General features: G+C 59.2%; 11 protein-coding genes and 1 tRNA gene. 4 read left to right on the top strand and 8 right to left on the bottom strand.

Annotated features, from left to right (window positions below; genetic code table 11):
• Positions 1-208 precede the first annotated feature (208 nt).
• The gene (locus BSF79_RS15785) at positions 209-517 is read left to right on the top strand and encodes an HNH endonuclease (RefSeq protein ID WP_090270786.1); all 309 of its coding nucleotides are present in this window, start codon (positions 209-211) and stop codon (positions 515-517) included.
• Between the two features lie 391 nt (positions 518-908).
• Here BSF79_RS15785 and BSF79_RS15790 read toward each other — a convergent pair.
• Positions 909-998, bottom strand: a tRNA-Ser gene (locus tag BSF79_RS15790).
• Positions 999-1,140: 142 nt separating this feature from the next.
• Here BSF79_RS15790 and BSF79_RS15795 point away from each other — a divergent pair.
• The gene (locus BSF79_RS15795; protein WP_090270787.1) at positions 1,141-2,274 is read left to right on the top strand and encodes an AI-2E family transporter; all 1,134 of its coding nucleotides are present in this window, start codon (positions 1,141-1,143) and stop codon (positions 2,272-2,274) included.
• A gap of 10 nt (positions 2,275-2,284) precedes the next feature.
• Here the strand turns inward: BSF79_RS15795 and BSF79_RS15800 are convergent, their stop codons facing one another.
• The 7 genes from BSF79_RS15800 to BSF79_RS15830 all read right to left on the bottom strand — a co-directional run bounded on the left by BSF79_RS15800 (position 2,285) and on the right by BSF79_RS15830 (position 10,773).
• A complete protein-coding gene (locus BSF79_RS15800) occupies positions 2,285-3,004 on the bottom strand; it encodes an alanyl-tRNA editing protein (protein ID WP_090270788.1) in 720 nt (239 codons plus the stop codon).
• Complete coding sequence (locus BSF79_RS15805) at positions 3,001-5,430, bottom strand: DUF3772 domain-containing protein (RefSeq protein WP_090270789.1); 2,430 nt, start codon at positions 5,428-5,430, stop codon at positions 3,001-3,003. The genes BSF79_RS15800 and BSF79_RS15805 overlap by 4 nt, the downstream gene beginning before the upstream one ends.
• A gap of 2 nt (positions 5,431-5,432) precedes the next feature.
• Positions 5,433-6,467, bottom strand: coding sequence for a cysteine synthase A (locus tag BSF79_RS15810; protein WP_090270790.1), 1,035 nt, complete (start codon positions 6,465-6,467; stop codon positions 5,433-5,435).
• A gap of 52 nt (positions 6,468-6,519) precedes the next feature.
• Positions 6,520-7,647 carry an NUDIX domain-containing protein gene (locus BSF79_RS15815; protein ID WP_090270791.1) on the bottom strand — a complete coding sequence of 376 codons (1,128 nt, stop codon included), beginning with the start codon at positions 7,645-7,647 and terminating at the stop codon, positions 6,520-6,522.
• A gap of 17 nt (positions 7,648-7,664) precedes the next feature.
• Positions 7,665-8,105: a TrgA family protein gene (locus tag BSF79_RS15820; protein ID WP_090270848.1), complete on the bottom strand. Its 441-nt coding sequence runs from the start codon at positions 8,103-8,105 to the stop codon at positions 7,665-7,667.
• A gap of 2 nt (positions 8,106-8,107) precedes the next feature.
• Positions 8,108-9,319, bottom strand: a complete 1,212-nt coding sequence (locus BSF79_RS15825; protein ID WP_090270792.1) for an SAM-dependent methyltransferase — start codon at positions 9,317-9,319, stop codon at positions 8,108-8,110.
• A gap of 233 nt (positions 9,320-9,552) precedes the next feature.
• Positions 9,553-10,773 carry an aminotransferase class V-fold PLP-dependent enzyme gene (locus BSF79_RS15830; protein WP_090270793.1) on the bottom strand — a complete coding sequence of 407 codons (1,221 nt, stop codon included), beginning with the start codon at positions 10,771-10,773 and terminating at the stop codon, positions 9,553-9,555.
• 305 nt (positions 10,774-11,078) lie between these two features.
• On the opposite strand from BSF79_RS15830, the gene BSF79_RS15840 reads away from it, so the two are divergent.
• The gene (locus BSF79_RS15840; protein ID WP_139246468.1) at positions 11,079-11,366 is read left to right on the top strand and encodes a hypothetical protein; all 288 of its coding nucleotides are present in this window, start codon (positions 11,079-11,081) and stop codon (positions 11,364-11,366) included.
• Positions 11,367-11,471: 105 nt separating this feature from the next.
• Positions 11,472-11,666: a cysteine peptidase family C39 domain-containing protein gene (locus BSF79_RS15845; protein WP_175545355.1), complete on the top strand. Its 195-nt coding sequence runs from the start codon at positions 11,472-11,474 to the stop codon at positions 11,664-11,666.
• Positions 11,667-11,732 lie beyond the last annotated feature (66 nt).

Consider the following 11,732-nt stretch of genomic DNA (forward strand, 5'->3'; position numbering starts at 1 on the left):
CGGCCTCGCGCACGGTCAGGCTGCGGCACCGCATAGCATCAGGATCGATGAAGGCGCCAAGATCGCGCAGGATCAGACGTTGCGACAGCAGCACCTCGAATCGGTCGGCCGTTGTGCGGCCCAGAGAAGCCGAGAGACCCAGTCGGCCATCCCCAGGACAACCGCAGCGCGCCAACCTCACCGATCAACCCGCTTTCGTGAACAGGTCATGGATCACGTCGTGCCCATTAACAAACATGCACTCGGCGAGCATCGGCTTGGCAATCTGGTTCCCAGCTGTCGTGCCTGCAATGCGAGGAAGGCTGAAAAGGACTTTCGCGAATTTCTAGCAGACAATCCGATCAGGATCGCTGCCATCGAGGAGCATATGAAGTCTCATGGCTATGATCCCATTGGGGACCACGCACAGTTGCGGGCGATCATTGACCTCGCGCACCAGAATGTCCGCAACCTCGCGGACCGCTACGTCGCCATCATCAACACCATACTGACCGGCAAACCTGAAGGCGCGGAGTAGGCCGTCATGGCAGGTTTGGCGCCGATCTATCGCCTGGCTGGCTCGTTGCCATTGCCGGGTGAAACTGCTTTTGTCATCAGAGACTTCGCGCGAAACTCCCAAGCCTTACGAACCACCACGCCGCCCGTGTCGCGTCTCCGCCTGCATCGAAACAAGCCGGAACCAGCGAAACAGGGGCGCAAGGCGATTTCGTCAGATCATTGAAAAATATGGGGATTTTGAATCCGTCTCGCCGAGAGCGAAGGGCGGGTGGAAAGAGACGTTGGGCGTTCGGAGACCGATCCCGCGCTGACGGCCAGTCTCCGAAGGGCGGATGGTCCCTGTAAACCCCTTTGGCGCATAAAGAAAAAGGCCCCGCGAGGGACCTGTTTTCGGATTTGCAATGTGCAAGTGGCGGACAGACAGGGATTCGAACCCTGGAGACGGTCTCCCGCCTACACACTTTCCAGGCGTGCGCCTTCGACCACTCGGCCACCTGTCCGTGGAGGCCGTTCTATCCTCACCTTTGGACCGATTGCAAGACCCCAGATGCAGCTAATACGCAAGCCGTTGTATCCGCCTCCGGCTTGGCACATACTCTGATTGACACGCGCTGAAACCAGACCAGAGATCAGAACCGTTTCATGAACAATTCCCTCCGCCGGACGCCTCAACCCCGCAGTCTGCCGACCTCGAGTCGGCGGCCCGAACTGGACCGGGTGCAGACCGGCGCTCTGATGATCATCGCCTTCGCCGTGGTGTTGTTTCTTCTCGTTCAGGCGCGCTTCCTGCTTATCTCTTTGGCGACGGCAATCGTGCTGTTCTCGTTGACCAGCGATGCGATAAATTTCATTGCCCGGCTCAGGATCGGGCCTTTCCGTATTCCCAACCTCGTCGCATCTGTCAGTGCCCTAGTGCTGATATCGGCGGCGTTGCTAACGCTGACCTCAATCATCCTAAGTCAGGTCAACACCGTTCTGGCCACAACCCTCGCCTATGCCGAAAGCGCTCCGTCCGCTATTGCCGCAATGTTTTCATGGCTGGGGGACGATGCGCAGAGTGCTGTTTACAACTCTGTCTCCTCGATCGAGGTCTCGGGCTACCTGCGCAGCGCTGCGGGTCAGGCGGGAAATCTGATGTCAGCGACTGTGCTGATCATCCTTTTTGTCGGTTTCCTGTTTGCAGAACGCATATGGTTCTCGACCAAGCTGGAAAACTTTTTTGGCGACGACGTTCAGGCGCGGCAGGTCAGCCGGGTAATGGGAACGATCATTCACCGGGTAAACTACTACCTGCTGGTAAAAACCGCTGTTAGCGCCGTGACCGGGCTGATGGTCTTTGTCGTTGCCCGGCTGTTTGAACTTGAACTGGCCGGAGCACTTGGCATCCTGACCTTCGTGCTGAACTATATCCCCAACATCGGCTCGATCGTGGCGACAGTTCTGGTGGCTCTAGTCACCTATGTTCAGACGGCCGAGCCAGGGCAAACTGCGGCAGTATTTCTGGTGGTTGGCGCGATCCAGTTCGTGAACGGCAATATCATCGACCCGATGCTGATGGGGCGGGCGCTTCGACTATCCTCGTTTGGCATCATCATCAGCCTTGCCTTCTGGGCCGCCGTCTGGGGCATTCCGGGCATGTTCTTGTCGGTGCCGATCATGGTGGCAATGATGATCGTATGCAGTCAAGTGCCCGCATTGCGCCCCTTTGCCATCCTGCTTTCGCGTGAAGGGTTGCCCGAACCCAAAGAAGACGGGATTTCGCACTCTGAAGGGTGATCTGCCCGCCTTAGTTCCCCAGCAGCACCGACACCCGGCGATTTTGGCGCCCCTTCTTTTCGATCTTGCCCAGCAGCAACTGCCCAATCTCGCCGGTGCGAGCCACATGTGTGCCGCCGCAGGGTTGCAGATCAATCTGATCCGGCCCCAGCCCGATCCGCACCAACCGCACCCGACCCTGCCCCAGCGGCGGCATCACCGACATCGTTTTCACCAGCCCCGGATTTGCCCGCAATTCGTCATCACTGATCCAGTCGTCGGTCACCGGAAGATCGCGATCCACCAGATCATTCAATGCGGCCTCCAGCGCGTCACGATCCTGAGGGGCTTCGGGCATATCGAAATCCAGCCGTCCTTTTTCGGCAGCGATTGCGCCACCGCTGACCGGTAGCGGAACCACCACTGACAGCAAATGCAGCGCCGTGTGCACCCGCATGTGACGGTGGCGGCGTTCCCAGTCCAGCTCCTGCACCACTTGCATGCCCACAGATGGCAGCGCCACAGGCTCGGCCGGGATCAGCACAATCGCGTCGCCCTCGCCCTTCACTGCTGTCGCAATGCTTAGCGTTGCGGCCCCCCAAGTGATCTTCCCACTGTCCCCAGGCTGACCACCGCCAGTCGGGTAAAACAGACTGCGGTCCAGAACGATCCCACCTTCGGGCGTGATCTGCGTGACAGTCCCGCTGGCCCGGCGCAGATAGGCGTCGTTGCGGAACAAGGGGTCGGTCATGGTATCTCTCCGTCGTCGGTGGTCTCTGGCTTGTCAGGAATATCGTCCGCTTCCGGCGCGGCTTGCGGCGCAGCAGTCGGCGCCCCCCGCAGCACCTCGGGATTGCGCAACCAAACATCGCGCTGAGCGAAGGGGATCTCGATCCCTTCTTCAGCAAAGCGTTTGGCGATTTCATGATTGAGGTCGGATTTTACCGTCAGCGACCAGTTCACGTCCCGCAGGATCACCCGGATCTCGAAATCCAGAGAATCCGCACCAAACGCCCTGAAATAGATCTGAGGCGCTGGGTTGGCCAAAGCCATTGGATGCGCCTCTCCGATCTCGCGCAACAATGCCTCGACCTTCCGTGTATCCGTGCCGTATGCGACCCCGACCGGAACGATCACCCGGCCCAGCGTATTGCCGTGGGTGTAATTGGTCACGGTTCCGCTGATCAAATCCGAGTTCGGAATGATCACATCCGAACGGTCGAAGGTCTCGATCCGGGTCGAGCGTACGGAAATATCGCGGACATAGCCCATCGTGCCGCCAACCTCGATCCAGTCCCCTTCGGACACCGGACGCTCGATCAACAGAATAATGCCTGACACGAAATTCGACACGATGTTTTGAAGACCAAAACCGATCCCGACCGACAGGGCGCCCGCGACAATCGCAATTGAGCTAAGGTCGATCCCGGCACTGGTGATCGACACCAGACCCGACACGAATATACCGACATACCCAAGACCGGACACAATCGCATTCTGCCCGCCGGGGTCGATCTTGGTCTTGGGCAAAATCGATGTGCGCAATGCCCCCTGTATCAGGCGGGTCATCATATACCCGATCCCGAACACCACCGCGAACATCAGGAAATCGGTGGGTGAAATCCGTGTATCCCCGACCGAGAACCCCTCGCGAAAGCGGCTCCAGATCTCGGTCAGGTCGGTCACCCGTGCGCCCCAGACCAGTGCAAGAAACGGCACCGCAGCCAGCGTCAGCGCAAAGCTGACCAGCACCGGAAGCAGGGCTTCAGGTTCGGCCTGATCGCGGCCTGTGACAAGCGCATACAGATCGCTGACCAACCGTTGTAGAACCACCACCATACCAAGGACCGCCAGCGTCGTCACCGACGGATAGATCAGCGCCTCGGACGCATTGCGATAACCCACGGCCCACAGCAGCGGCCCGACAACAGCCACGACAACTGCCGCGCGCGCGACAAGACGCGCCAGCCGGTAGCGATAGTTCAAATCCTCGGTCGCGGGCGTGGCTCCCAGATCAATCTGGGCCAACAGGAACTGGCCGGTACGGAACAAAACCAACCCGGTCAACAACACCAGCGGAAATCCGATCACAGCGTCGGTACTGGGGCTGAAATTGCCGACAACAGAAAGCTGCCGCGCCACGTCGGCCAGAACAACAAACACCGCCAACGCGGTGGCATACCGGCGGACCTCTGCGCGATGCTCGGGGGCTACGGAAAAAGGTGTCGGCAAGCTACCGTCGGGAAACAACCGGTCGCTCAGCCAGCGCACAATCAAAAGATTGGTGCCCCATTGCGGAATCGAGGTGACCAAAGTCGAACCTTTAAAGCCCACAAACCCGCTTGACAGTACCGCCTGAGTTAGCAACACCAGCCCGGCGACCGGCACCAGAACTTTGCCCAGCGAGATCATGAAGTGCCACACATCGCGGCCACGAAGATCCCTGTCGTGCACCCGCAGGCCGAGAAGCGCCGCCCACCAACGCCCGCGCAGAAGCAGCACAAACCCAGTCAGCGCGAACGCCACCGTGATCGGCATATTCTGACGAAATGCTGCTTGCCGAACCTCGCTCTTGCGGTTGGCGTCAAACTCGTTCCACAGACCTGACAATGCCGCCGAGAGCTCGTCGACGCTACTGTTCCAATAGGCCGGATTCAGCGGCGATGGTCCGATCGAGATCAGGGCATTAGCCTGCCGTTCACGGATAATGCGGTCTATTTCAGTGATTATCCCATTGGCCCGGCTATAGGCTTCCTCGGCTGCCGAAACGGGGGCCTGAAGCCGCGCCAACTGCGTATTCAGGTCGGTGCGCCGTATCGCAATATCCGCAGCTTCTGTGCCGGTTTCTGGCACCGGCCCCAGGGCCGCGAGCTGATTCTGGATCGTTGCAATACGTTGCTTGTTGGCCCCTTGTGCGACCAGAAACTTCTCGCGCCACTCGGCGATCTGCCCGCGCAGCGTTTCCAGTGCCTGATCCGAGGCTTTCCCGGCCTCAATCGACGTCTCGGCCCGCTCAGCGGTGATGTTCCAGACTTCATAGTTTATCGAGGCGGCAACCGCTGCAGAATCTTCAGGCCCGCTGACTTCTTGAGCCCAGACCCCGCCGGACATACCCACCAAAGCCAGCCATACCACCAGCCACAAAGCCACACCTTTGGTGCACAAGCCCCGGCGCATGATCAGACGGCTTCAAAAACCGATGGAACCGCCGGAGGCTCATCCAGCAGCCAGCGCGGCTGCGGCAGATTTTGCGAAGCCAGAAATTCAGGATTGAACAGTTTCGACTGATAGCGCGTGCCGTAATCGCACAACACGGTTACAATCCGGTGCCCCGGCCCCATCTCGCGCGCCATGCGGATCGCGCCCGCAATATTGATCGCCGACGATCCGCCAAGGCAAAGTCCCTCTTCCTGCAACAGGTCAAACACCACCGGCAGCGCCTCGGCATCCGGGATCTGATAGTTGAAATCGGGCGTGAAGCCTTCAAGATTGGCTGTGATCCGCCCCTGCCCGATGCCTTCGGTGATTGAGTTGCCTTCGGACTTCAACTCGCCCGTGGTGTAATAGGAATAAAGTGCCGCGCCCATCGGATCAGCCAGCCCGATCTTCACGCCCTTGGGCTGAAGCGCCATGCCAACGCCCGCCAGCGTCCCGCCAGACCCGACAGCGCAAATGAACCCATCAACGTTACCTCCCGTCTGTTCCCAGATCTCCGGCCCAGTTGTTTCGATGTGCGCCTGACGGTTCGCCACGTTATCAAACTGGTTGGCCCAGATAGCGCCGTTGGGTTCGGTCTTGGCCAGTTCTGCCGCCAGCCGCCCCGAATACCGAATATAGTTGTTGGGGTTCTTGTAGGGCGCCGCCGGCACCTCGACCAGATGCGCGCCCGCAAGGCGGATCATGTCCTTCTTTTCCTGGCTCTGGGTCTCGGGGATCACGATCACCGTTTTGAACCCCATCGAGGCACCGACAAGCGCCAGCCCGATGCCGGTGTTGCCCGCCGTCCCTTCAACAATCGTACCGCCCGGCTTCAACTGCCCCTTGGCTACCGCGTCGCGAATGATATAGAGCGCCGCCCGATCCTTGACCGACTGTCCGGGGTTCAAGAACTCGGCCTTACCCAAAATCTCGCATCCGGTTTCCTCGCTGGCCCGTTTCAAACGGATCAGTGGTGTTTTCCCAACAGCATCGGCCAGATCATGTGCAATACGCATGTGAAGGTTCCTTTCGCATTCCCTATTGGTCTAGGCTGACGTAGCTTGGAACTCAAGATCCCGCGCGCAACCGCTCACGATGGCGTGCAAGCCACAACACGGCCATGACCAGCGGCAGAATGCGCAGCTTCTGCGTTTCAAGCATCAGCATCAGATCATCAAAGCTGATCAAGTGACTGCGGATATCTTCCTGCTCGCTTTGCTCGCCACCGACCCCGACAATCGTATCAGGCAAGTCTGCCAAGCCGATGAAATTGTGAAAAAACTCATTGCTGCAACCCGGCGTCGGATAGCTACCTGAGATTAGTTCAAGCCGCGACAGGGCCAGCCCGGCTTCCTCTAGTGCCTCGCGTCGGGCGCAGGCCTCAGGGCTTTCGCCCGCATCCACCCGTCCGGCAATCGGCTCCAACTGCCAGGGGCTGTGATCACCGCGCGCCCAAGGTCCCATACGGAACTGTTCGATCAACAACACGCGATCACGCACTGGATCATAAGGCAGCACCAGCGCGGCATCGGTCGATACAAAGGCCGAACGTCGCACCACTTCACTGTCCGATCCGTCAAACCGCCGAAATTTCAACTCATGCGTTTCGACCGCGAAATACTCGGCATAGGGGCGTTCCAGAGTAACCTGTGTTACGGCCTCGCGCCCCAACCCACTCAGACTAAGCACCGGCGTCTCGTTCTGCGCCATGACCCAGCTTGCGGCCCGGGCCTGAATCATCGGGTACATCGCTACGACCTCTTCGGGCGTTTTCCGACCGTAATACCCCATCATTTCAGCGGCTGCCCGACAATTCACTGACGCCCATTTGGCCTGCCATTCCGCCAGTTCCCAGACCGCGCCGCGTGCCCACTGTCCGCCGCACGACCACCAAACCAGCACATCTTCGCTGCCTTGATTGGTCTTCGCTACAACTGGCCGCAGGTCATACCCGAACCCACCTTCGTAGTAGTCCAACCGGGCAATGTCCTCGTCACTCAACCCAGTTGCAATCAGCCCCGGCGCGGCCTCGCCCGGTGCTTCTGCAAGCAGGGGAAACGCCTCGCCTTGCGCCCAATATGCCTGAAACTCCGGCAAGATCGCCGGGATCAGCGCAGTTGCATCCACCGAATGCCCAAGCACTATTTCCAACAAAGGCACATGCCGCAATGTACCATAGAAATATAGGTTTGCCATGATGTTACCGGGCCATCCTAACGCCAAATGCGATTGCTAAGTTCCGCCAGAATGCCGACCACAATACTGCCGACGACCAGCGATGTCGCCACGCCTGGATCCAGTAGAACCCGCGCATAGTCAAAGCCAATACGGAACATATCCTGCAGTCCGTCAACCGGCCCTTTATAGGCGTGCCGCATCGACAACCGTAGCATTTCGTTCAGCGATTGAAGGAAAATCGCCCAAAACACCAGCACAACACCGCCCGTCAGCCCATTGCCAATCGCGTCGCTCATCCCGCGCCCGGCCCGCGCACCAATAACCCGCCAACCGCAAATCAGACCCAATCCGGCATTGACGTAGTTGAACCAGCCAAAATACAACCCTTCGGGCATCAGCGGTCGGATCAGATCGGAAACGAACCAAGCCAGCGCGGCCAGCACTACGGCGGCAACCAGCCTTGCTGCGGTGGGCATCATCAAAAGGTGGGCCTTGTCACTGTGATCTGTGTTACGTCGCAGTTACCGCCATGAAAGGCCGCAGCGCAAGAGGTGAGGTAGAAATTCCACATCCGGCGAAAACGGTCGTCGAATCCCAAGGCCGAGACCTCGTCCCAGTGACCATTGAACCGCTCATGCCAGCGCCGCAACGTCTGGCTGTAGCTTTCGCCAAACTCGAACGAGCGGCTCAGGTCCAGCCCCGCGCGTGCCACTTCGGCCGTCAGCGCTGAACGACTGGGCAACATTCCGCCGGGAAAGATATATTTCTGGATAAAATCAACGCCCTTGCGGTACTTTTCCCAACGCTTTTCCTGCAACGTGATAATCTGAAGGGTAGCGCTTTTCCCGGGCAGCAAACAATCACGCACCTTGTTGAAATAGATCGGCCAGTACTTCTCGCCCACGGCCTCGAACATCTCGATGCTGGCGATCCCGTCATAGCGCCCCGCCTCGTCGCGATAATCCTGAAGCTTAAAATCCACCAGATCAGAAAGCCCAGACCTTTCAATGCGCTGCGAAGCGTAGTTGAATTGTTCCTTGCTGATCGTCAGCCCTGTGACCCGCAGGCCACGCTCTTTCGCGGCATATTCCGCAAACCCACCCCAGCCACAGCCGATTTCCAGAACATGATCCCCCGCCTGCAAGCCCATCTGATCCACCATACTGGCGTATTTCTGGGTCTGCGCCAGTTCCAGATTTTCCTGCCCAGATCGGAACAGCGCGCTGGAATACGTCATCGTGTCATCCAGCCACAGCGCATAGAAGTCATTGCCCAGATCATAGTGATAGCTGATGTTTTTGCGCGCCTGCTTGCGCGTGTTGGCATTCATCCAGTGGCGCATCCGTTCGTATGCGCGGACCAGAAACATGCCCGGAAATCCATCGTAAAGCTCCTCATTTCCCGAATGCAGTAGATCCAGAAACGCCTGAAGATCGGGGGTGTCCCACCAACCATCCAGATAAGCATCGCAAAAGCCCAAATCCCCTTCGCGCATCAGCCGCGCAAATGTGTCGGTGTTGTGCACGCGCAATTCAGCCACCGGACCGGGGGCCGCAGCCTCGGCCCTAAACACTCGCCCGTCTGGTAGAATAAAATCCAGCCGCCCGCATGCCATTGTCTTAGCCGCCTCGAATACCGGCGCGAAATAGCGCGGCAGGTCCCCCTGCTGCTTGGTTGTGGTCAGGATCATCCGAGCCTCTCCAACTGCGATTAACTCTGACAGGCTGGCAAGAAATCGAGCGGCGGGCAAGTTTTTCGTGCGCGGGCGGGAAAATCAGCGAGCCAGATGGGCCTTGATCGCGGTTTTACGCCTGACTACTGGCCGAAATCGCCCGAACGTTCCACCAGTCGCGAACTGCGTCGCAAGCCGGTCCCGAGGAAACCGCGCCATACCTTCGCAAAAGGGTTTCAGTTGTATCCCACTCAAAGAACAGCATCCAACCCTTTAAGGAGTTGTTCTATTTCCGGCTTGCTTGTGTAGTGCGTGAAGCTAAGCCGCAGCACCCCTTGCGCGGGATCCACCCCCATCGACTCGAGCGCGCGCACCGCATAAAAATCACCACCGCCCGTCATGATGCCATGTGTCGACAACTCTGCCGCAACAGCTTCGGCATTGCGCCCAAGCTCGATCGCCACCGTCGGGGCGCGATCTTCGGCCCGTGACGGCCCCAGAAGACGGACGGAGTTCTTGGTGCCGAAAAACTCCAGAAGAGGTTGCAAAAGCTCTACTTCCTGCGCACGCATCAGATCATGCACACCCGCTCCCCGTTCTGCCGCGCTGCCGGTGACCCCGTGATGAGCCGCAAGCGCATCAATGTAATCCACCATACCTGCGCTGGCCGCCACCTGCGCATGATCCGGTCCGGCGGGCGTCAAGCGTTTGTACAGGCAATCAGCATTGAAATAATGCCCCTGATTGGGCAGTTGTTCCCCCAAAGCGCGACGGATCACCATCACGCCTTGGTGCGGGCCATAGGTTTTATAGGCTGAAAACAGGTAAATATCCGGCCCGATCATACCTACGTCAGGCAGGCCGTGCGGCGCATAACTGACCCCGTCGACACAAACAAACGCGCCTGCCGCATGGGCCATTGCGGTGATTTCCACCACCGGATTGATCTCGCCCACCACGTTCGAGCAGTGGGGAAAGCACACCAGACGCACGTTTTCGTCCAGCAGCTCTTCCAACTTGGCTGGGTCCAGATGGCCTGTCTCTGGGTCGATCTGCCATTCGCGGATCTCGATCCCCTCCTCGGCGAGCCGCCGCCACGGGCCGGAATTCGCCTCGTGATCCTGATTGGTGACCACAATCGCTTCGCCGGGGCGCATCCATTGCCTGAACGCCTGCGCCAGCACATAGGTGTTCTGCGTCGTCGATGGGCCAAAGCTCAGCTCATCTGTCTCAACGCCCAGTACCGCCGCCAGACGCACGCGTGCCTCATCCATCTCCTCACCCGCCAACCGGCTGGCCTCATAGGGCGCATAGGGCTGCACCTTTCGGCTGTGATAATACCGTATTAGCCGGTCAATCACCGGTTTGCAGGTATACGACCCGCCCGCGTTTTCAAAAAACGCCTGCCCCTGCAACGAGGGGTCCGTGAAGGCCGGGAATTGCGCCCGGACGAATGCCAGATCCAGTTTCATACCCCGCACTCAAACCGAAAAACCCAGCCCGTGCAAGCTTTCGAGTGCAATAGCGCAATTGTCAGAATCGCAGGTGGTTCTAGAATAATCTGCTGGGGTTCAACCGGCTTTTTCATCAGAGCTTTGCCATGCGTAGATTCCCCCCACCTGACCGCAATCTGCCTGCTGGCCCTGTCCACCTGCCCGCCCCTTGGGGCAGAAGAGACCAACGCCTCCAAGCTCGGCCCCGAAGCCACCCCCATCACCCAGCAGACTGATTACCTAAGGCAGGAAGCCGCGCCGGGTTACTGGCGTTCTCCGCTTTCGTGAAGCCGCAGTTAACCACCTTGGCCTGCTCCGTCGCCGCCTTCACCGCTGCTGCGAACGGCCTGCGTGGGCTGCCCGCTGCCGCTTACGAGACCGTGATAACCCAACCCGTTCTGCGCGAACTGACAGGCAGCGCCGAGTGGGCGGCACTCTCGGCCGAAGGCGGCGGCGGCGTGCACTTTGATCAATTGCAAAACTTTGCCGCGCTGGCGGTCGAAAAAAACTGGGCATGGCGGGGTACCGCATCACCTCGTTCCACCCCGAAACTGCCGATGAGGCGGCGCTGAGCACCACCCGCGACATGCTCGCCAGCAACGAACAAAGCGCTCAGGATGCCTTGTTGAGCTACTGCAATCAGGGGTGTTCTGACCGGCGACGGAGACGGCCCACATGTGTCACTGATCGGCGCCTATGACGCTATGACGGATCAGGTGTTGATCCTCGAAGTCGATCAGGAATGGAATGTGCCCTACTGGACGTCGGTGCCCACCCTGCTGGCGGCCATGGTCAAGCCGACATCTGCCAAACACGGCCCCCTCGAAGGCCAGACCAGCGGCTTCGTTCGCATCGGCAAAGCACAACACTAGCCTAGCGGACGCGCCGCCCCCCCTCCGCCCGAAAAAGGGCGCTGCCTTGGCTGCGTCCCTCATCAC

This window comes from Thalassovita taeanensis, assembly GCF_900110775.1.
GTDB lineage: Bacteria > Pseudomonadota > Alphaproteobacteria > Rhodobacterales > Rhodobacteraceae > Litorimicrobium > Litorimicrobium taeanense.